General features: G+C 64.8%; 21 protein-coding genes. 12 read left to right on the forward strand and 9 right to left on the reverse strand.

Annotation, left to right across the window (positions count from 1 at the left end):
• The first annotated feature begins 60 nt into the window (after positions 1-60).
• The 6 genes from ACLBYA_RS07865 to ACLBYA_RS07890 all read left to right on the forward strand — a co-directional run bounded on the left by ACLBYA_RS07865 (position 61) and on the right by ACLBYA_RS07890 (position 5800).
• Positions 61-882 (forward strand): SDR family oxidoreductase, encoded by an 822-nt coding sequence (locus ACLBYA_RS07865; protein ID WP_447708821.1) that lies wholly within the window; start codon positions 61-63, stop codon positions 880-882.
• 118 nt (positions 883-1000) lie between these two features.
• The gene (locus ACLBYA_RS07870) at positions 1001-1411 is read left to right on the forward strand and encodes a Zn-ribbon domain-containing OB-fold protein (RefSeq protein WP_447708822.1); all 411 of its coding nucleotides are present in this window, start codon (positions 1001-1003) and stop codon (positions 1409-1411) included.
• A gap of 9 nt (positions 1412-1420) precedes the next feature.
• The gene (locus ACLBYA_RS07875; protein WP_447708823.1) at positions 1421-2557 is read left to right on the forward strand and encodes an acyl-CoA dehydrogenase family protein; all 1137 of its coding nucleotides are present in this window, start codon (positions 1421-1423) and stop codon (positions 2555-2557) included.
• Complete coding sequence (locus ACLBYA_RS07880; protein ID WP_447708824.1) at positions 2554-3528, forward strand: acyl-CoA dehydrogenase family protein; 975 nt, start codon at positions 2554-2556, stop codon at positions 3526-3528. The genes ACLBYA_RS07875 and ACLBYA_RS07880 overlap by 4 nt, the downstream gene beginning before the upstream one ends.
• Before the next feature lie 21 nt (positions 3529-3549).
• Entirely contained in the window at positions 3550-5004 is a 1455-nt protein-coding gene (locus ACLBYA_RS07885; RefSeq protein WP_447708825.1) for an NAD-dependent succinate-semialdehyde dehydrogenase, read from the forward strand.
• 1 nt (position 5005) lies between these two features.
• The gene (locus ACLBYA_RS07890; RefSeq protein ID WP_447708826.1) at positions 5006-5800 is read left to right on the forward strand and encodes an enoyl-CoA hydratase/isomerase family protein; all 795 of its coding nucleotides are present in this window, start codon (positions 5006-5008) and stop codon (positions 5798-5800) included.
• A 3-nt stretch (positions 5801-5803) separates the two neighbouring features.
• Here the strand turns inward: ACLBYA_RS07890 and ACLBYA_RS07895 are convergent, their stop codons facing one another.
• The 8 genes from ACLBYA_RS07895 to ACLBYA_RS07930 all read right to left on the reverse strand — a co-directional run bounded on the left by ACLBYA_RS07895 (position 5804) and on the right by ACLBYA_RS07930 (position 13211).
• Complete coding sequence (locus ACLBYA_RS07895) at positions 5804-6214, reverse strand: nuclear transport factor 2 family protein (RefSeq protein ID WP_447708827.1); 411 nt, start codon at positions 6212-6214, stop codon at positions 5804-5806.
• A gap of 18 nt (positions 6215-6232) precedes the next feature.
• Positions 6233-6739 carry a nuclear transport factor 2 family protein gene (locus ACLBYA_RS07900; protein ID WP_447708828.1) on the reverse strand — a complete coding sequence of 169 codons (507 nt, stop codon included), beginning with the start codon at positions 6737-6739 and terminating at the stop codon, positions 6233-6235.
• Between the two features lie 6 nt (positions 6740-6745).
• Positions 6746-7735, reverse strand: coding sequence for an LLM class flavin-dependent oxidoreductase (locus tag ACLBYA_RS07905; RefSeq protein ID WP_447708829.1), 990 nt, complete (start codon positions 7733-7735; stop codon positions 6746-6748).
• Positions 7732-9609 carry a flavin-containing monooxygenase gene (locus ACLBYA_RS07910; protein ID WP_447708830.1) on the reverse strand — a complete coding sequence of 626 codons (1878 nt, stop codon included), beginning with the start codon at positions 9607-9609 and terminating at the stop codon, positions 7732-7734. The genes ACLBYA_RS07905 and ACLBYA_RS07910 overlap by 4 nt, the downstream gene beginning before the upstream one ends.
• A gap of 36 nt (positions 9610-9645) precedes the next feature.
• Complete coding sequence (locus ACLBYA_RS07915; protein ID WP_447708831.1) at positions 9646-10404, reverse strand: SDR family NAD(P)-dependent oxidoreductase; 759 nt, start codon at positions 10402-10404, stop codon at positions 9646-9648.
• A gap of 20 nt (positions 10405-10424) precedes the next feature.
• Positions 10425-11228, reverse strand: coding sequence for a hypothetical protein (locus ACLBYA_RS07920; protein WP_447708832.1), 804 nt, complete (start codon positions 11226-11228; stop codon positions 10425-10427).
• A 5-nt stretch (positions 11229-11233) separates the two neighbouring features.
• Positions 11234-12199, reverse strand: coding sequence for an alpha/beta hydrolase fold domain-containing protein (locus ACLBYA_RS07925; protein WP_447708833.1), 966 nt, complete (start codon positions 12197-12199; stop codon positions 11234-11236).
• Positions 12200-12290: 91 nt separating this feature from the next.
• Positions 12291-13211 carry a TIGR03619 family F420-dependent LLM class oxidoreductase gene (locus tag ACLBYA_RS07930; protein ID WP_447708834.1) on the reverse strand — a complete coding sequence of 307 codons (921 nt, stop codon included), beginning with the start codon at positions 13209-13211 and terminating at the stop codon, positions 12291-12293.
• 165 nt (positions 13212-13376) lie between these two features.
• On the opposite strand from ACLBYA_RS07930, the gene ACLBYA_RS07935 reads away from it, so the two are divergent.
• Positions 13377-14498, forward strand: a complete 1122-nt coding sequence (locus tag ACLBYA_RS07935) for an NDMA-dependent alcohol dehydrogenase (protein WP_447709070.1) — start codon at positions 13377-13379, stop codon at positions 14496-14498.
• 106 nt (positions 14499-14604) lie between these two features.
• On the opposite strand, the gene ACLBYA_RS07940 is transcribed toward ACLBYA_RS07935, so the two are convergent.
• Positions 14605-15018, reverse strand: coding sequence for a nuclear transport factor 2 family protein (locus tag ACLBYA_RS07940; protein ID WP_447708835.1), 414 nt, complete (start codon positions 15016-15018; stop codon positions 14605-14607).
• Between the two features lie 252 nt (positions 15019-15270).
• Between ACLBYA_RS07940 and ACLBYA_RS07945 the strand changes: the two genes are divergently transcribed.
• Genes ACLBYA_RS07945 through ACLBYA_RS07965 form a run of 5 tightly spaced genes read left to right on the forward strand, consistent with a single transcriptional unit; the run spans position 15271 to position 19550 of the window.
• Positions 15271-15786: an FAS1-like dehydratase domain-containing protein gene (locus ACLBYA_RS07945; RefSeq protein ID WP_447708836.1), complete on the forward strand. Its 516-nt coding sequence runs from the start codon at positions 15271-15273 to the stop codon at positions 15784-15786.
• Positions 15783-16235 carry an acyl dehydratase gene (locus ACLBYA_RS07950; RefSeq protein WP_447708837.1) on the forward strand — a complete coding sequence of 151 codons (453 nt, stop codon included), beginning with the start codon at positions 15783-15785 and terminating at the stop codon, positions 16233-16235. The genes ACLBYA_RS07945 and ACLBYA_RS07950 overlap by 4 nt, the downstream gene beginning before the upstream one ends.
• The gene (locus tag ACLBYA_RS07955; RefSeq protein ID WP_447708838.1) at positions 16232-18070 is read left to right on the forward strand and encodes an acyclic terpene utilization AtuA family protein; all 1839 of its coding nucleotides are present in this window, start codon (positions 16232-16234) and stop codon (positions 18068-18070) included. The genes ACLBYA_RS07950 and ACLBYA_RS07955 overlap by 4 nt, the downstream gene beginning before the upstream one ends.
• Positions 18067-18345 carry a DUF7508 domain-containing protein gene (locus ACLBYA_RS07960; protein ID WP_447708839.1) on the forward strand — a complete coding sequence of 93 codons (279 nt, stop codon included), beginning with the start codon at positions 18067-18069 and terminating at the stop codon, positions 18343-18345. The genes ACLBYA_RS07955 and ACLBYA_RS07960 overlap by 4 nt, the downstream gene beginning before the upstream one ends.
• A 14-nt stretch (positions 18346-18359) precedes the next feature.
• Positions 18360-19550: an acyl-CoA dehydrogenase family protein gene (locus tag ACLBYA_RS07965; RefSeq protein ID WP_447708840.1), complete on the forward strand. Its 1191-nt coding sequence runs from the start codon at positions 18360-18362 to the stop codon at positions 19548-19550.
• Positions 19551-19555: the final 5 nt, after the last annotated feature.

Raw genomic sequence — 19555 nt, forward strand, 5'->3', positions numbered from 1 at the left:
ACGGCCCGCCGTCGGCCGAAGTGGGTGGTGGCGTCGGGCAACCGGGTCAAGGAGTGCCTGGTGAGTTCGGAGCGGAAATCGATCTTCATTACCGGTGCGTCGGCCGGTATCGGTAAGGCCACGGCGAAATTGTTCGGCGACCGAGGCTGGCGGGTGATTGCGACGATGCGGCGGCCCGAGGCGGCACCCGACGTAGCGGCATTACCGGGTGTCGAAGTGCTCACACTCGATGTCGCCGATCCGTCCCAGATCGAATCAGCTGTCGCACAAGCGGTCTCGAAGGGAACCGTGGATGTGGTGCTCAACAATGCCGGCTATGCGGTGCCTGGTCCACTCGAAGGACTGTCCGATGGGCAGATCACCGACAATGTCGCCACCAACTTGCTTGGTCCGATCCGGGTGGTGAAGGCATTCATCCCACACTTTCGCGACAATGGCGGTGGCCTGTTCATCAACACCAGCTCGATCGGCGGTCTGATCACGGTGCCGCTGAGCGCCATGTACCACGCCACCAAGTGGGGTCTCGAAGGCTGGAGCGAGAGTATGGCCTTCGAGCTGAGCCGGGTGGGCATCGGTATGAAGATTCTTGAACCGGGTGGTGTCAACACCGAATTCATGTCGCGTTCAATGGAGGTCGCTGCCTACCACCCGGCTTACGGCGACATGTTGGACAAGTTCCTGAGCGGAGTCTCCGACCAGATCCAACAATCCTCGACAGCGGAGGATATCGCCGAGGTTGCGTACCGGGCCGCCACCGACGGTACGAACCAACTTCGCTATCTGGCCGGACCTGACGCGATCGCGTTGCACAAGACCCGACTCGAACTCGGCGCGGAGCAGTTTCGAGAAGTCGCACTGCGCGAGTTCCTCAAGAAGGCCTAGCGCCGTGTCGTGAACTGTCCTTCGCGCGTTCGGCATCCACCAGACCGGCCCTAGCATTAAGTACAATCCTATATAGGCTAGTCCCGATCCTCGACCTCCGAGAGGCATGAATTTAGACATGTCCGACTACGCAAAGTTGCTGCCCGAGGCCATCCCGGCCTGGCAGATGCCGTTCTGGGAGTCGCTCAAGCGCCATGAGGTACACGTCCAGGTCTGCGACGACTGCGGGAAGCACCGCTATGCACCCAAGGAGATCTGCGCGCAGTGCCACTCGGTGAACGCGACATGGACGCCGGTCGCCGGGACCGGCGAAATCTATACATACACAGTGGTGCGCCGGGCCCCCACCAAGGCCTTCCAGGCCGATGCACCGTATGTCATCGCCCATATCGCGATGGACGAGGGATTCCGCATGATCGGCACCGTGTCGGATGTCGACCCCGAGACCGTCCGGATCGGTGACCGGGTCGTGGTGGACTACCTCGACGTCACCGCGGACTGGACCCTGCTCACCTTCGTCCCGGCCTGAGGTAGGAACATGGAACTGGTAATCGACCCTGCCCTCGACGAATTCCGCGAGGAGGCCCGCACCTGGCTCGAGGAAAACGTGCCGTCGGAACCGCGACCGCATGCGGCCGGCGCCGCGATGCGTGATTTCGATATCGCCTGGCAGCGCCGGATGTATGACGGCGGCTGGTCCGGTATCGACTGGGCACCCGAGTACGGCGGACGTGGACTGTCCCTGGTGCAACAGGTCACCTGGTACGAGGAGGCGGTGCGCGCCGGCGCTCCCACAGACAGCATCTTCGGCGTCGCCTTCGCCCACGCCGGGCCCACGCTCATCCTGAAGGGCAGCGAGGAACAGAAGAGCTTCCACCTGCCCAGGATCCTGCGCGGCGAATCCCCATGGTGTCAGGGTTTTTCCGAACCCAATGCGGGGTCGGACCTGGCATCGCTGCGGTGCCGCGGCGTGGTTGAAGGCGACCACGTCGTGGTGACCGGGCAGAAGATCTGGACGACCTACGGCGAATTCTGCGACTACGGTGAGCTTCTCGTGCGCACCGACCAGGAAGCCCCGAAACACAAGGGCATCAGCTGGCTGATCGTGGACATGAAGTCTCCCGGTATCGACATCCGCCCGATCACCTCGATCGACGGCTTCCCGCACAACTGCGAGGTCTTCTACGACGAGGTGCGCATCCCGCTGTCCAATGTCGTGGGCGGGCTCAACAACGGCTGGAGCGTGGCGATGGCGACGCTGGCCGCCGAACGGGGACCCGGATTCCTCGATCGCCGGCTGGAGGTCATCACCATCGTCGACGACCTCATCGACGAGGCCAGAGAGCGCGGACTGCTGGCCGACGGCGACATCTACCGGCGGCTCGCCGAGACCCGTGCCGCGGTGACCGCGATCCGGTCGATGGCCTATTTTCAGGTGTCCGCGGCCGTTGCCGGCATGCAACTCGGGCCCGAGGTGTCGGCGAACCGAACCTTCCTGGTGGAGACGAAGATGGAGGTCGCCCGGCTCGCGGTGGACATCCTCGGGCCTTCGGTGCTGGAGAACGGACGCTGGGCCAAGAACTGGCTGACCGCGTTCTCCGGTCCGATCGCCGGCGGCACGACCGATATCCAGAAGAACATCATCGGAGAACGAGTGCTGGGACTGCCGCGATGAACCTCTACCCGGACGACGACCAGGTCGGGATCGCCGACGCGGCCCAGCACTATCTGGCCACCGAACTCCCGATCGGCCGGATCCGGGAAATGCATTCCGGCGCAGAGGCTATCGGCCCGGCGGCGTGGACGAAGTGCGCCGAACTGGGCTGGCTCAGCCTGGCGGTGCCCGAGGACGAGGGCGGAGTCGGCCTCGGGGTGCCCGAAGAGTCCATGCTGGCCCGCGAGCTCGGACGGGCACTGACACCGGGGCCGTTCGCGGCGACGGCGATCGCCGCCGTGGTCGCCGCCGGTGCCGGTCAGAGGGAGCTTGCCGGTGACCTGATGGCGGGCACCGTTCGTGCCGGCGTCGCGATCGGTTCGGGCCGAGTCCTGGACGCGACGCCGGAGGGTTTGGTGCTGTCGCTGAGCGGTGATCGGGCCGAGCTGTATCGGATCGCAGCGCTGCAGCCGCTGGACTGTGTCGATCCCGGAGCACGCCTGCATACGGCCGAGCTCGGCGAGGTCGTCGCCGCGGTGGACGATCCGTTGCTGCGCAGCCGGCTGCTGGTCTGGCTGTCCGCGCAGCTGCTCGGCGTTCTCGAGGCCGTCCGCGACATGTCGGCCGCGTACGCCGTCGCGCGTGAGCAGTTCGGTCGCCCGATCGGCGTCTACCAAGCGGTCAAACACCGCTGCGCCGATATGGCAGTGGGTGCCTACGCGGTGGCGGCCCAGGTCAACGCCGCGGCCGTGATGGTGCAGGCTGGTCACCCGGATGCGGCGTTTTATGCCGCCTCGGCACATCGACTGGCGGTGGCCCGGGCGCGGACCGCGGCCTCGGACAACATCCTCAACCATGGCGGCATCGGCTTCACCTGGGAGCACGATTCACATCTCTACCTCAAACGGGTCGAGTTGCTCGATCAGGCCGCCGGCCCGCGCCAGGACACCTGGGACGCATTGATGTCCCCGCCGCGCCACCAGTTTCGCTGACCCCTTTCACCAAGGAGCACAATGACTTCCGTCGACACCACCGCGTCCCTGTTCATCAACGGCGAGTGGCGCGGCGCCGATGCGACTTTCGAGGTCACCGATCCGGCCACCGGAGCGGTGATCGGTGCGGTCGCCGACGGCACCCGTGCCGACGCCGCCGCCGCGGTGGCAAGTGCCGCTGCGGCTTTCGACGCCTGGGCCGGATTGACCGCCTACCAGCGGTCCCGCTACCTCTACGACGCACACCAACTCATGCTGGACCGGGCCGAGGATCTCGCACAGCTGATGACCCTGGAGCAGGGCAAGCCGCTGCGCGCGTCGCGTACCGAAGTGCAGTACGCCGCCGACTTCCTGATCTGGTTCGCCGAGGAGGGCAAGCGCCTGTACGGGCAGACCATCCCGTCCTCGCGCGCCGATCAGCGTTTCATGGTGATGCATCAGCCGGTCGGCGTCGTCGGCGCGGTGACACCGTGGAACTACCCGATCTCGATGATCACCCGAAAGGTCGCACCCGCCTTGGCCGCCGGCTGCACGATCGTGCTCAAGCCCGCGGAGCAGACCCCGCTGTGCGCGGTCGAAACCTTCAAGATCTTCGAGGATGTCGGGCTGCCCGCCGGGGTGGCGAACCTGGTGACCACCGCCGACCCGGCCCCGGTCGGCGAGGAGTTCCTGACCAACCGGGCGGTGGCCAAGTTGACCTTCACCGGCTCGACCGAGGTCGGCAAGTACCTGGCCCGCGGGGCCGCCGACCAGCTCAAGCGGGTCTCGATGGAACTGGGCGGCCACGCCCCGTTCATCGTCTTCGATGACGCCGACCCGGTGCACGCCGCCAAGGGCGCGGCCATGATCAAGGTGCTCAACACCGGGCAGGCGTGCATCGTGCCGAACCGGATCTTCGTGCACCGCTCGATCGCCGACACCTTCCTGGAGACGTTGGTCAAGCGGCTGCAGGGGATGCGCGCCGGCGCCGGTGTCACCGACGGTGTCAGCATCGGTCCGCTCATCGACGGTGATGCGATGGCGCGGATGGAACGCCAGGTCGCCGACGCCGTCAGCAAGGGTGCCACGGTGCTGACCGGCGGTGAGCGTCTGCGCGGGGACGGTTTCGACGGTGGCTATTTCTTTGCACCGACCGTGATCTCGCAGGTGACACCGCAGATGACCATCTACCGGGAGGAGACCTTCGGTCCCATCGCACCCGTCGTGCTGTTCGACACCGACGACGAGGTGCTGGAGATGGCCAACGACACCGACTACGGTCTGGCGTCCTATGTCTACACCCCGAATATCGGGCGAGCCTTCCGGGCCGCCGAGCGATTGCGCTTCGGCATGGTCGGCATCAACGACATCAATCCGACCTCGGCGGCGGCCCCGTTCGGCGGGGTCAAGGAAAGCGGTATCGGTCGTGAGGGCGCCCAGCAGGGTCTGCTCGAATACGTCGACACCAAACTCGTCGGTATCAGCGTGGGGTCCTGAGATGGCCGAGCTGGTCGCGGAGCGCCACGGCGCGACGACGGTGATCACCATCAACCGCCCGGAGAGCATGAACTCGCTGACCGCGGCGCACCGCGCCGAGATCACCGAGATGGTGCGCGAATTCAACGCCGACCCGAGCCAACTGGTGGCGGTCGTCACCGGCACGGGCGAGAAGGCGTTCTGCGCCGGTGCCGATCTCAAGGAGATGGCCGACCAGGCGTCGACGGGCCGCGCCGTGCCGATGGCGCAGGCCCCTGACTTCGCCGGTGTCGGCGCCAGCGAGAAGCCGGTCATCGCGGCGATCAACGGCGCCGCCATCGCCGGCGGACTCGAGCTGGCCATCTGCGCCGATATCCGGGTCGCCTCGACCAACGCCTGGTTCGGCACGTTCGAGGTGAAGCGGGGCATCGTCGCCGGGGTGGCCGTCAACGTGCTGCCGCGGCTGATACCGATCGGTGCGGTGATGGACCTGATGCTCACCGGCGGCCGGATCGGCGCCGAGGACGCCTACCGGCTGGGCCTGGTCCAGCAACTCGTCGAGCCGGGCGAGCTGATCGACCGGGCACTGGAGAAGGCCGCGGCGATCGCCGCGAATTCCGGGCCGGCGGTGTGGGCGACCAAGGCGATCGTGAACTATTGGCGCGATCTGCAATTGGCAGAGCAGCATCGGTACTACCAGGCCGTCACGCACCGGCTGCTGCTGTCGGGCGAGTTCCTGGAGGGCCCGCGCGCGTTCGCGGAGAAACGCGAGCCGAACTTCTCCAACGCCTGGCCGGACCCGTTCGACGCGCGCTGAGCGCTACTGCACGGGGAAGTCGAGCTGGCTCAGCTTGGACTCGTAGCGCCAATCGGAGCCGACCTTGACGAAGGTGTCGGTGTAGAAACCCGTTGCCTGTACCCGCGGCCCGTGCTCGCCGACCACGCAGAGCGTCAGGTACGAGATCGCCACGATGTGGGTGTCGGTCTGCTCCTTGATCCAGGTGTTGGTGACGATGTGCCGAAGCTGCTCGGTGCGCGCGGCGAAACGCTTGGTGAACCGTTCGACCAGGGCATCGCGACCGACGGTCGGCCCGAAGGTCTTGCCGCCCTGCACAATCGTGGTGAAACTGCCGTTCTCGGCGTACAGCGACGCGAGCTCCTCGGCCTGCTTGGTGTCATACAGCCATGCCGAGTAGGCGATGAGGTCGCGGATGTCGTCGAGCGTGCTCACGGGTGAGATTCTCCTGGCTCAATCGATATCGCTCTGGCCGACGGCGGGGATGTGGCGGGTCACATCGGGCGATCGATGCAGTGGCTCGATCCAGTCGACATAGAACGTGCGCTTGGCAAACCGCCAGGCGCCGTCGGATCTCGCGAACTCGTCCAGGTAGCGCAGGTGGACGGTCATGAGTTTGCGTTCACCGTCCTCGGTGTGCACATGGTATGCGGTGCAATAGGTTTCGCCTGTCGCGGTGTCCCCGTCGAGCGCGACGGTGCTCTGACCGAGGAAGTGTTGGGTGACCTCGTAGTTGTCGAGAACCTGTAAATAGGGTTTGAGGTTGTCCAGACCGCCGATCACCTGCGACGGTGCGCACCCCTCGCCGTCCATGTGGATGACGAACTGGGCATCCGCGGTGAACAGTGACAGGTGCTGGTCGATCAAGCGGCGGTCGGCGCAGTGGGCATACCTCTCGACCAGCTGGCGGATGGCGAGGCGATCGGCGTAGTCGGAGGCTGTGGTCTCGCGCTCGGTCATGTTCGTCTAACCGCCTGTCTGTGTCGGCGGTTCGGCGAGCAGTGGTGCCAACCGCTTGCAGACCGTCTCGATGTTGCGCATGACGAGGTCTTCGGCCATGCCCCCGATCGACGCCCATAGATAAACGGTGTCAACGGGGGCGCCCGCGGTTGTCGAACGGATGCGGTCGGCCACGAGTTCGGGTGTGCCATAGCTGAAGGATCCCAGCGCTGACATCTTGGTCGAGCTCAGTATCCGGTCCAAGTCGACAGGCTTCGGTTCCGGCGCATCGGTGCCCTTGACCATGTGGCGACGGTAGGAATCGAAGTGCTGGGTGAGGTGCCGGGATACCGTGGGCCAGTCCCGTTCAGGGTCTTCGCATACCCAGGCGTTGAAATAGCCTGCCATCATGCCGATATCCGGTGAGTATCCGGCTTCGACGAGCCCGTCACGGTACGGGCACCACAACGAGGCATCGACCGACAACAGACGCTCGCCGAGCAGTCCGGCACGCCGGGCCCCTTTCGGTCCCTGGTAACCGAGCCAGATCGGGACCGGATCTTGCACCGGGGCGGGCCGAACTCCTTCAGGTGACCAGAGTCGGCGCAACTGCCGGACGGTGTCGTCGGTGCGCGTATATCGCCGCTGAAGCGTCGTGCCGAACAGCTCGAACTCGGGTACCCGGTAGCCGGTGCCCAAGCCGAGGTCCAATCGGCCACCCGAGACCAGGTCTACCACCGCACCCTGCTCGGCGATTTCCGCCGGATGATGGAGCGGTGCGATGAGGATCGAGGTGCCCAACCGGACCCGACTGGTACGCGCGGCCGCAGCGGCTGCGAGCGTCAGCGGGCTGGAGAGATAATCGTCGTCGAAGAGGTGGTGTTCGGAGAACCACAGCGACGATGCGCCGAGGCGCTCTGCCTCCTCGCACGCCTCCAGTGTGAACCCATACAAGCGCGAGGGATCATGCCGCCACTGCTCGGGGTTCCGGAGATCGAAACATAATCCGACCTTCACGACGTGTTCCTCTCTCCCGAATCAGTCGGGGCGGGATCTCTCGGCGTGAGACGATACCCGGGTTGTGGACCCGCGAAGTCCCAATTCCGGAGGATCTCGAAATAGGCCAGCGGCCCGGCCGGATAGCGCAGCCCGGTGAACAGGTCCGCACTGCTCTTCGCCGATCCTTCGGCGTTGAAGTAGCCCGGCGTGCAGTCCTGCAGAAATTCCAATTGCTTTTCCAGAAGGGGTGATTCGACGATCCCGGCCACCCATTCGTCGATCGCCTCTGGACTCGCCTCGATGACCGCGTTGTCGTGTGCCACAGCGCCGGCTATGGCACGGGCGATGTAGCAGGCTTGCTCGTCGAGCATGTGCACTGCGTTGAGCGCGGCGGCCGTCTGCGCGTTGCCGCCCAGGAAGAACAGGCTGGGGAAACCGTCGGTCGCCATCCCGTGCAGCGTGCGGATACCGGTGGACCAGTGTTGCGTCAGGGTGGTCCCGTCGCGGCCCTCGAACTCGAACCCGGTCAGTTGCGCGAATGAGTCGGGGGCGTCGAACCCGGTTGCCATGATGAGGCAGTCGATCCGGTGTTCGGCGCCGCCGGCGACGACGCCGGTCGGGGTGAATGCTTCCAGGCCGCGACCGTCGGTGTCGACCAGCCGGACATTGTCTCGGTTGAACGCCTCGAGATAGTCGTCGTGCCAACCGGCTCGCTTACACCACCAGCGATACCACGGCTCGAGGATCGCGGCGGTGTCCGGATCGGTGACGGTGGCCCGGACGCGGGCGCGGACCTGGTTCATCAACCGGAAGTCGTTCATCTCCGAGATGACCGCGAGTTCTGCTGCCGTCGGTTTGCGTCCCAGCCGCTCGATGGTGACGGCCTCCGGTTCGGCGAGCATGGCGCATGACTCGGTCCAGCCGTCGCCGACCGCGTTGTCGGCCAGAGGCACATGACCGGCCGGCGTGCCCTGCATGATGTGCTGCTGGAAGTTATCGCGCCGCCGCCGCTGCCAACCGGGCTCGGAGCGGTCCACCCAGTCGGGACCGACTTCGCGTTGATCGCGAACCCCGACGGTCGACGGTGTCCGTTGGAACACGACGAGTTCCTTGACGTACGGGGCCACCGCCGGAACCACCTGCAGCCCGGTCGCTCCCGTCCCGATGACGCCGACCCGCTTGTCGGCCAGGGCGGTCAGGTCGGGTCCGGTGTAGTCGTAGTCCCACCGGCTGGTGTGGAAGATGTGGCCGGTGAATTCGTCGACACCGGGAAGCACCGGAAACTTGGGCTGACTCATGCGGCCGCAGGCGATCACCAGGTAGTCGGCCGTCAGCTGGTCGCCGCGGTCGGTGCTGACCGACCAGCGGCTCTGGTCGGCGTCCCACCGAGCGGCCTCCACCGAGGTGTGAAAGCATGCGCGGTCGTAGAGCTGGTAGGTCTTGCCGATCGTGCGGCTCAGCTCCAGCAACTCCGGGGCATACGAATACCGGTGCTGCGGTATCCAATCGAGTTCCTCGGCGAGCGGAAGGTAGGTGTGTGCCTCGATATCGCACATGGCGCCCGGGTAGCGGTTCCAATACCACACTCCGCCGAAATCGCCACCGACCTCGATCACGCGGACATCGGTGACGCCGGACTCGTACAGTCGAGCACCCATCAGCAGGCCGCCGTAGCCACCGCCCACGATGATGACGTTGGTGTGCTCGGAGATCGGTTCCCGTTCGATCCTCGGTGTCCACGGGTCGTCCGCAAAGTGCGCATAATCGCCTTTGGCCGAGGTGTATTGGGCCTTCCCCTCGGGGCGGATACGCCGATCGCGCTCGTCCCGGTACTTCTCGCGTAGCCATTCGGGATCGAAGTCGATATCGCCGGCAACCGGATGGTAGGTCATTGGTGCTCCTTTACGGGCCGGTGGTTTTCCAGCGATTCAGGCATTGCGGCCACCGTCGACCGCGACGGTCTCGCCGGTGATGAAGCTGCTGTCGGACGAGAGGAGAAAGCGGACTGTGGCGGCGATCTCTTCGGGGCGCGCGAGGCGGTTCATCGGCTTTTGGCTGAGACTGGCACCTGCTGGTGCGTTCGTGCGGAGGCCTGACCGGATGGCCTCGATCATGCGGCCCTGAACACCCGTGGGGCAGACTGCATTGACGCGAATGCCGGCGCCGGCGGCTTCGAGTGCAGCAGTGCGGGTGAGCCCGATGACGGCGTGCTTGGACGCCGAGTACGCCGACATGTTGGCCACGCCGCGGAGACCGCTGGTGCTCGCCATGTTGACGACTGCGCCGCCTGAAGTCATGTGACGCAGGACGTGTTTGAGTCCGAGGAAGACGCCTTTGATATTGACTGCAAGTACTGCATCCAGGGCTGATTCCGGATAATCGGTGATCGGCCCGATCCAGCCCTCGATACCGGCATTGTTGACGAATCCGGTGATTTGGCCCTTGTCTCGGGCGAATTCGACATATCGCTGCACGTCGACATCGGAGGTTACGTCGACCGCGATCGTGACGGCTTCCGTTCGGGCCCTGAGCGTCTCGGCCAGCGGGGTCAAGCCGTCACCATCACGATCGACCAGGACCAGGGTGCCGATGCCAGGGGAGTCTGCCAAGGCATGCGCCACGGCGGTGCCTATCGTACCGGCGGCGCCTGTGATGATGGTGACGTTGTTTGTCGAGTTCTCGGTCATCTTCACTCTCGTCGGCATCGTCATGCGGGTGCCGGCCACAGTGCGTCGTCCTCGATGACGGCCAGCGCCACCGCCGTTCGACCGTGGAAGCGGTCGATGTGTCCCCGGCCGGTCCGGTCGGCTGCCAGAACAACGTCCCCGGCGGCGAACCGCTCGATGTGGCGGTCTTCGACCTCAAGCTCCAGACATCCGGTCAGGATCAGCACCAACTGATTGAGCACCTCGGGGTGCCAGTCGATGAACGCACCGTCCGGATACTCCCCGAACATGAGGCCGACGACAGGCCGGGCAGCGGACCAGCGGTCGGTCTCACCGGGGAAGAAGTCGTCGAATCCGTGAAAAAGTGAGGTGTCGTCCGGTGTCTTGCGCATCTGTTTGACGTTGGGTGTGCGATCCGCGGACGGTCCCGCGCCGGATTCGGGGGTTACCCACGGGCCATGGCGCTCGACGGGACCGGTGAGGTCGAACTGGACCAGCCGGGTCTGTCGATCGGCGGATATTCGGTATCCACCAACGGCGGCAGGCTCGGCCATGACGACGTCACCGGGCTGCAGTGCCACCTCGGTGTCGGATGTGGCGATCCGGAGCACCCCTGCGGAGATGAAGATGATTCCACCGAAGTGCTCCGCGACAGATCCGGTGAGGGGGCCCGCACTCAACGTGATGGTTCGGATCCGGCTCGCCGGAACATACTGTCGTTGGACCAACGGCTCTTCACCGCGCGCTCGTCGTCGGTAGCCCTCGGCGTCATACGGACCAGGGACATGTGGCATCGGCAGGGTCAGGCCGTCGACCCAGGCGCCATCTGTCCGGTGAAGCTTCACGGCCTTCACGATTCGCGTCCCCCGGGTGTACCGAGCCGCATGGCGATGTAACCGGCGATCTCGGTGACGGCCTGGCGGCCTTCCGGAAGGAAGGACCAGAACAGCGGCCAGACGTGGAACATGCCGGGGTAGTTCGACAGGGTTGCTGTCCCAGCGGATTCGTTGACGCGCTGAGCAAGTGCGATGGCCTCGTCGTGGAACAGTTCGGAATCGGTGGTGAGGATCAGCAGCGGAGGCAGCTGGTCACACGGGTCCCAATGGGGTGACGCGTAGACCGTGGCGCGCGGGTCGCGCCCTGCGAGGTACATCGAGCCGTGTCGCAGGATGCTCGCCTGACGCAGCACCGGATCTCGATGGCGATTGCGTTCCATCGACTCCGATGACGCGGTCAGATCAAGCTCCGGACAGATCAGCACGGCGCAGCGGGGCTGAGGCAGACCGCTGTCACGCAGTGTCAGTAGCAGTCCGGTTGCCAGTCCGCCACCGGCGCTGTCGCCGAGTACCAGGGTGTTGCGGGCTCCGTATTCCTCGATCAGCTCCAGATAGACGGCGCCGGCGTCATCGAGCGCCGCTGGAAACGGGTGTTCGGGGGCCAGTCGGTAGTCGCAGACGACGATCTCCAGGCCGGTCTCCAGCGCAAGCACTCCGGCGAACCCGCGGTAGCCGTGCGCCGAGCCCATGACGTAGCCACCCCCGTGCAGCATCAGCATCGAACCCACGGGGGTATCTGTTGCCCGAACTCGTAAGCACCGGACTCCGCCCACAGAATCCTCGACGATGCTCAACCCGTCCGGGATCGGCAACTCGGCGAGCATGCGTTCGTAACCGGCCCGGATGTCGGCGACCGTCGGATTGGGGGTGGTGACTGTGCCGGCGATCATCGCGATGGCGCGGTCGTACGGCGACTGCTGGTGCGCACCCTCAGGTGGGGGCACGGCGATCCGATGGCGCTCAGCGCGGGTGTCCTCCACGCACTCGTCTCCCTCGCAGCTGGACTCTCGGTAGCGGACCTTGCTACATCTATAGGATTGAACTATTAGAAAATCTAGGTGGCATGCCAGGTCATGTCAACAAAGGCATGACCTGCTCGGCGAGCCAGCGCAGCCGGTCCAGGTATTGCTCGTAGTCGGCCACTTTCGGTACCGGCAGCGTCACCTCGTTCACGCCCATCTCGCCGATGGCGGCGATCTGATCGACCATGAATTGGACGTTCCACGTGTCGAAGTCGTGCTGGTCGTCCTTGGTCGTGTGTGCGTCGCCGAGTCGCAGGAAGGAGAGGTTGTAGATTACGTCGATGCGTTGGCCGCGGTAGGACGGATGAGTCTTGATCCGGTCGATTCCTTCGCGAATCTTCTCCGGTGGTGTTTGGAACGGTGACCAACCAGTGCCGAACCGGGACACGCGACGAAGCGTGGCTGCGGCATCCCCGCCGAACACCAGTGGCAGCCCGCCGGTCTGTAAGGGTTTCGGTTCCGCGGCGATATCGGCAAATTCCACGAATTGACCTTTGTACGAGGCGAATTCATTTGACCAGATGGTCAGCATCGCTTCGATGTACTCATCGACCATCCGTCCGCGGCGGCGGAAGTCTACGCCGAGGGCTTCGAACTCCTCCTTCAGCCATCCGACCCCGACGACGAGCTCGGCGCGTCCACCGCTCAGCCAGTCCAGGGTGGCCCACTGCTTGGCCTGGACGACCGGGTGCTGAAGGGGCACGATCGAGACGCTGGGCGAGATTCGAATACGTTCAGTGTGTCCAGCGAGATAAGCAAGCGCGGTGGTGGTGTGGACGTAATGGGCGCCGGAGTTGTCCGTGTGGCTTCTGGGGATGGCGAAGTGTTCGCCAACGGTGAGGCGGTGGAACCCGAGTGAGTCGGCGAGGTCGGCAATGGCGCCGATTTCCCTGCCCCCCACGTGGTCTTGCCACGGTCGAACCAGGGTGGCGACCCTTGAGGTATTGGGAACCGTGAGGCTCAAGCGCATGGGGTACTCCTGTACGTGCTTGCCGCGAGTGCACTGGACGGCGCAATTAGTACAATGATATACCTATTACGCAACAAAGGATGCAGGTCGAATGTCCGACTCGCGCCGCAGCGAGATGACGCTGCCCGACTCCGTTCGCCTCAGCACTCGATTGGACCCGACATCATGCAAACCCGCGCAGCACTGCTGCTTGAACAACCCGGCAAGTGGCATGTCGCCGACGTCGAACTCGGAGAACCCGGGCCGGGTGAGGTGCTGGTCCAGATGGTGGCTGCCGGCCTGTGTCACTCAGACGACCACATCACCTCGGGTGACCTTCTGGTCACCAACTTTCCGTTGTGCGGTGGACATGAAGGTGCCGGGATCGTTCGGCGTGTCGGACCCGGGGTCGATGCGGTCGGCGTGGGTGACCACATCGTCACGTCGTTCCTTCCCAGCTGTGGGCGCTGTCGTTGGTGCGCAACGGGTTTGCAGAATCTCTGCGATTCGGGCGCGACCACCCTGGAGGGCAAGCGCCCGGGCGACACCTTCCGTATGACCATGCCCTCCGGTGAAGGGGTCGCCAAGATGGGACTGCTCGGAACATTTTCCGAGTGGCAGGTCTACCACGAGTCGTCGGTGATCAAGGTCCGCCAAGATGTGCCGTTCACGGTGGCTGCGATTGCCTCCTGCGCGGTTCCCACGGGGTGGGGATCATCGGTGGTTGCCGCCGATGTGCAACCGGGTGACGTCGTGGTCGTCATGGGGACCGGGGGAGTGGGCATGTCCGCAGTCTTGGGTGCGGTCCACGCGGGTGCTTCGCACGTCATTGCGGTCGATCCCGTGAAGTTCAAGCGCGACACCGCGCTGGCCATGGGTGCAACGTGCGCGTTCGACAACATGCAGGATGCGACGCGATTCGCCCGGAGCGTGACCAATGGGCAGGGCGCCGACTCGAGCATTGTCACCGTCGGACTCCTCGACGGTGAGGCGATCAACCAGGCCTTCGCCGCGATTCGCAAGGCCGGCACGTGCGTTGTCACTGCTCAGGGCGACACCCGGGCCCGTGGCATACCCGGCATCAATCTGTTCGAGATCTCGATGTTCCAGAAGCGGATCCAGGGTGCGATCTACGGGATGACGTCGCCGCGGCGGGCCGTGCCGTGGCTGCTCGATCTCTATGCCGAGGGCCGCCTGAGGTTGGACGAGCTGGTCACGACAGAGTACGCGCTCGACGAGATCAACGACGGGTATGCCGACATGCACGCTGGACGTAATATCAGGGGAGTCATCCGATTCCCGGATTGAGAGAGCGCGAACTCAATTCGGGCGGGTGGCACCGCAGCGGACGATGTCGAGTTCGCGCTGTTGAGCTCTGGCCCGAACCCACCGCATGCCCGAGGAGGAGGTGCCGTCACCCAGGTGAGGTCAGCGGGGCCTCGGCGAGATCGAACAGTTGCGCCGGATCCTTGTAGTAGACGTCCGAGCGTGCGATCTTGCCGTCCTCGATCCAGTAGAACTCGGCGACGGGCATGCTGACCTGGCGGCCGCCGTCTTTGGAGTGGAACGTGGCGGTCATCCGGGTGACCACGAATTCGCCCACGTCATAGAACGATTCATCGGACAGCTCAAGATGTCCGAACAGGTTGTGCAGCAGGCCGATCAGGCGTCGCTGCCCCTCTTTGCCGGTGTAGGTACCCGCGTGCGGCATCGAGCCGGATTCGACCGTGACCACATCGTCGGCCAGCACGGCAAGCGCGCCTTCGACGTCTCCTGCCTTCACGCATTCGACGAAGGTTCGTACGACACTGACATCTTCCGCGGACACGGTTTCTTCCTCTCGGTTGATGAGGATTCATATATATGATTACCCTATTAGGTAATGTAGAACCGCAGCGGACTGTGCGTCAACACCTTTGACGCGATCCGTGCGCCGACTCTCTCATTCGAGTCTGCGAACTCAAGTACAGATGAGCGAACCTCGAATCACACCATGACCCGCGACTCGGGGTTCGCCGGGGAGGAAGGAACTCGAATGGCACGAGACGCTGTGGCCTCGCAGATCCGCTCGGCGCCCGGTGTGGTCGACGAGGAACTGGTGCGCGAGATCCGCTCGCACGCCGGTCAGCCGATCGAGGTCGATCTCGGTGTTGTCGGGGAGCTGATGATTTCGCGGTATGCCCGGGCGGTCGGTCTGACCGATCCGGTGCACTACGACCGTGAAGCTGCACAGAAGCGCGGGTATCGCGATATCGTCGCGCCGCTCAACATGCTGCCCTCCATAGTCGACTGGACCGAAGGTGCGCCGGTGGATCGGCTGCGACCCGATGGCACACCGTTCGACGAGAAGACCGTCGGCATACCCGCGACCGGGTACCGGCTGATGGGCGGCGGCGAGCGAATGGAGTTCCACGAGCCACTCGTCGCCGGGAGCAGGGTGATCTTCACCGCGTCGATGACTGGTGTGGACCTGCGCGAAACGCGCAGCGGTCCGATGGCAATCATCAAGTACCGTAACGACTACCACACTGACGCGGGAGTGCTGCTGATGTCTTGCGAGCGTAGCGTTCTGGTGCGGAACGGAGACGCCGCATGACCACGCAGTTCTACTTCGAGGACCTCGCCGTTGGTGACTCTCTCCCCGAAACCGAGGAGGCGACCAGTCAGGTCCAGCTGTTCCGTTACAGCGCGGCGACTTGGAACAGCCACCGGATCCACTACGACAGGTCCTACGCAGAGTTCGAGGGATATCCCGATGTCCTGGTCCAATCGCATCTGCACGGCGCGTTCCTGACCCGGTTCTGCACCGAGATCGCCGGCCCGGCGGGCGTCGTCGAGATGATCGATCACTCGGTACGGCGATATGCCGTACCCGGGGACACCCTGACATGTCGCGGCCGGGTCACAGCCCTCGAACCGGGCGACGATTCCACCGGCGTGATCCTGTTGGAGATGGAGGAGGTACGTGGCAGCGACGGGGCGATATGCGCGCCGGGCAGCGCCCGCATTCGTCTGCCACGCCGGACCGCAGGAGATGTGAAATGACCGACCGGGAAATGTTGCGGATCGCGAACTGTTCCGGATTCTTCGGCGATCGGCTCTCGGCGGCACGTGAGATGGTCGAGGGTGGTCCGATCGACGTGCTCACGGGCGATTACCTCGCCGAGCTGACGATGATGATCCTGTGGAAGACCCGTCGTCGCGGTACCGACGGGGGATATGCGGCCACTTTCCTCAAACAGATGGAAGGCGTGCTGGGGACCTGTCTGGATCGCGGTATCAAGGTGGTCGTCAACGCCGGCGGGTTGAACCCTGCCGGCCTGGCCGAGCGGTTGGGAGAACTCGCAGAGCGGTTGGGCCTGGCGCCCTCGGTGGCCTTCGTCGGCGGAGACGATGTCCTGGCTCAGATGTCCGACCGTGACCTGCCGTTCACACATCTCGACACCGGTCGTTCGTTGCGCGATCTCGACCGCGAAATCATCACCGCCAACGCCTATCTCGGTGGCTGGGGAATCGCCGAAGCGCTCAGCGCGGGCGCAGACGTGGTGATCTGCCCGCGAGTGACCGATGCCGCACTTGTCGTGGGCCCGTCCGCATGGGCGTTCGACTGGGCGCGGGACGACTGGGACCGGCTCGCCGGTGCCGTCGCGGCGGGCCACATCATCGAGTGCAGCGGCCAGGCAACCGGCGGCAACTACTCATTCTCCGGCGAGATTCCGGACATGCGCCACATCGGTTTCCCGATCGCGGAGATGTATCCCGACGGTTCGTCCATCATCACCAAGCACGATGGCACCGGTGGGGCCGTGACAGTCGGTACCGTGACGTCACAGTTGCTCTACGAGATCGCCTCTCCGCAGTACCTCAATCCCGACGTCACCACCGACTTCGGCGCCCTGCACGTCGAACAGGTCGGTGCGGACCGGGTTGCCGTCACAGGCGCTCGCGGCACGCCACCGCCGCCGGAACTCAAGGTGTGTGTCAACTACCTGGGCGGTCACAAGCAGACACTGACCCTTCTGCTCACCGGCGACGAACCCGAGATCAAGTCGCAGATGCTCATCGACGGCCTGTTCCACGAACTCGGCGGCAGCGATCAGTTCGACGAGGTGACGACCACATTGCTACCGGGTGATCCGGATGCCACCCACAACGCGCAGGCGGTGTCCCGGTTGCTCGTCACCCTCAAACATCAGGATCCGGACAAGTTGGGCCGCAGGGTTTTCGATGTGCTCGCGAGTCTTGCTTTGGCGAGCTACGCCGGCTTCGCCGCTGATCTCGACAGCAGCCGCTCATCCAGCGCCTACGGCGTCTACTGGCCTACCCTCATCCCGCGCGACCGGGTCACCCACACAGTCACCTTGTCCGACGGTATCACCAGGACCATCGCGGATCCGCCGACTGCTGCCCTACCCGAAGCGGGATCGCCGGTGTCTGGGTGCGAAACCTACTCCACTGCAGTGGAATTCGATGGCCCAACCGAGCGGGTCCACCTGGGCCGGATTGTCGGAGCACGCTCCGGCGACAAGGGGGGAAACGCCAATATCGGCCTGTTCGCCGACTCGGATCTCGGCTACGCTTGGCTGCAGCACCACCTCACCGTCGAGCGGCTGCGTGAGCTGCTACCAGAGGCGGACGGCTTGGTCGTCGACCGCTACTCGTTTTCGAACCTCCGTGCCCTCAACTTCGTCATCCGCGGACTGCTGGGCGACGGAGTCGCATCGAGCACGCGAGTGGACCCGCAGGCGAAGGGGCTGGGCGAATTCCTCCGGTCCCGCACTGTCACGGTGCCGGTGGATGTCCTTGAGCGGGCCGACGCGGCGCGGCGGGCCGAGGCGGCCCGGCTTCGGTGCGCTGACACCGCGGGGGTGCCGGCATGACATCCGGTTCGATTCGCCACGCGTGGGTGCCGTTGACGGATGAAGCGGTCCGACAATGCCCGGTGTCGGTCGGCGTCTACGAGCTCGCGGATGAGACCGGCCGGATGGTGGACGCCGGATATGCCGGTGGACGCGCCACCTTCGGACTCCGCGGCGAACTGCGCGAACGACTGGCTGCGGCCACGACGCCGCTGTTGTTCCGTGTCGAGGTCAACGCCCAGTATCTCACTCGCTACCACGACTTGCGGCGTGCATTGGCCGCCGCCCGTCCTTAGAAAGAAGCCCAGCGATGTCGCTCGTTCTCACCGATGTACAACATGAACTTGTTCAGATGGTCCGCAAGTTCGTCCGCACCGAAGTGGTGCCGCTCGAGCACGAGCTCGACCCGGACGCCAGCAGGATAGATCCGGCCATCCGGGATCGGCTGCGGGACAGGGTGCGGCAGATGGGTCTCTACAACCTGGAGATGGACGAGGCGCACGGCGGCCCCGGACTCGACTACGTGACGCGCAGCCTGATCGCCATCGAGACCTCGCAGCACCGCGCGGGTCTGTACACCCCGTGCTATGAGGCTTTCGGGCCAATGCCGTTGGCAGCGTTGACCGATGGCACTGAGGACCAGAAGGATCGCTACCTGTGGCCGACACTACGTGGTGAGAGAATGGGTTGCTTTGCCCTGACCGAGCCCTCCGGTGGCAGCGATCCTCGGCGGGCGATCAAGACCTGGGCCCGCCGCGACGGTGACGACTGGATCATCAACGGCTCCAAGATGTGGATCAGCCTGGGAGCTGACGCCGATTACGCGATGGTGTTCGCGCGTACCGCAGCAGAGGGCGACGTCCCGGACGGGATCACCTGCTTCATCGTCGACACCGACACCCCTGGCTTCGAGGTACGTCGGGTGATTCCGACGATCCGTACCGGACACGAAGCCACGGAGTTGCAGTTCGACGACGTCCGGGTGCCCGATGCGAATGTTCTGGGACAGGTCGGCCGCGGTTTCGCCCTGGCGAACAAGAAGCTCACTGCCAACCGAATCCCTTACAGCGCTGGATGTATCGGCGTCGCAGTGCGTGCCCAGGAGCTCGCCATCGAGTACTCGAAGATGCGGTCCGTTTTCGGTAAGACGCTGGCCGAACATCAGGGTATCGAGTGGATGTTGGTGGACAACGAGACCGATATCCGCACCGCCACGCTGCTCGTGCTCGAGGCTGCCGCCCGCGCCGACCATGGACTACCGTTTCGAACGCATGCGGCGATGGCGAAGATTGCCGCGACCGAGGCCGCGGCCCGCGTGGTGGACCGGTCGATGCAGATCCACGGCGGCATGGGTATGGCGAAGGAGATGCCGCTCGAACGCTGGTATCGCGAACTCCGGATTCGCCGTGTCGGGGAAGGCCCCAACGAGGTTCAGAAGATGATCATCGGCCGCGAGCTGCTGGGCCGGCCGTACGAGTTCTTCCTGACGGCGATGTCGTAGGGGTA

The organism is Mycobacterium sp. C31M (assembly GCF_053345865.1).

Excerpts from the sequence above, each read along its gene's own strand:
- ACLBYA_RS07930 (WP_447708834.1), bottom strand. The coding sequence starts at position 13,211 with ATGCGCTTGAGCCTCACGGTTCCCAATACCTCAAGGGTCGCCACCCTG.
- ACLBYA_RS07960 (WP_447708839.1), top strand. The coding sequence starts at position 18,067 with ATGACATCCGGTTCGATTCGCCACGCGTGGGTGCCGTTGACGGATGAA.
- ACLBYA_RS07935 (WP_447709070.1), top strand. The coding sequence starts at position 13,377 with ATGCAAACCCGCGCAGCACTGCTGCTTGAACAACCCGGCAAGTGGCAT.
- ACLBYA_RS07915 (WP_447708831.1), bottom strand. The coding sequence starts at position 10,404 with ATGACCGAGAACTCGACAAACAACGTCACCATCATCACAGGCGCCGCC.
- ACLBYA_RS07955 (WP_447708838.1), top strand. The coding sequence starts at position 16,232 with ATGACCGACCGGGAAATGTTGCGGATCGCGAACTGTTCCGGATTCTTC.
- ACLBYA_RS07880 (WP_447708824.1), top strand. The coding sequence starts at position 2,554 with ATGAACCTCTACCCGGACGACGACCAGGTCGGGATCGCCGACGCGGCC.
- ACLBYA_RS07950 (WP_447708837.1), top strand. The coding sequence starts at position 15,783 with ATGACCACGCAGTTCTACTTCGAGGACCTCGCCGTTGGTGACTCTCTC.
- ACLBYA_RS07965 (WP_447708840.1), top strand. The coding sequence starts at position 18,360 with ATGTCGCTCGTTCTCACCGATGTACAACATGAACTTGTTCAGATGGTC.
- ACLBYA_RS07870 (WP_447708822.1), top strand. The coding sequence starts at position 1,001 with ATGTCCGACTACGCAAAGTTGCTGCCCGAGGCCATCCCGGCCTGGCAG.
- ACLBYA_RS07875 (WP_447708823.1), top strand. The coding sequence starts at position 1,421 with ATGGAACTGGTAATCGACCCTGCCCTCGACGAATTCCGCGAGGAGGCC.
- ACLBYA_RS07885 (WP_447708825.1), top strand. The coding sequence starts at position 3,550 with ATGACTTCCGTCGACACCACCGCGTCCCTGTTCATCAACGGCGAGTGG.
- ACLBYA_RS07890 (WP_447708826.1), top strand. The coding sequence starts at position 5,006 with ATGGCCGAGCTGGTCGCGGAGCGCCACGGCGCGACGACGGTGATCACC.
- ACLBYA_RS07900 (WP_447708828.1), bottom strand. The coding sequence starts at position 6,739 with ATGACCGAGCGCGAGACCACAGCCTCCGACTACGCCGATCGCCTCGCC.
- ACLBYA_RS07910 (WP_447708830.1), bottom strand. The coding sequence starts at position 9,609 with ATGACCTACCATCCGGTTGCCGGCGATATCGACTTCGATCCCGAATGG.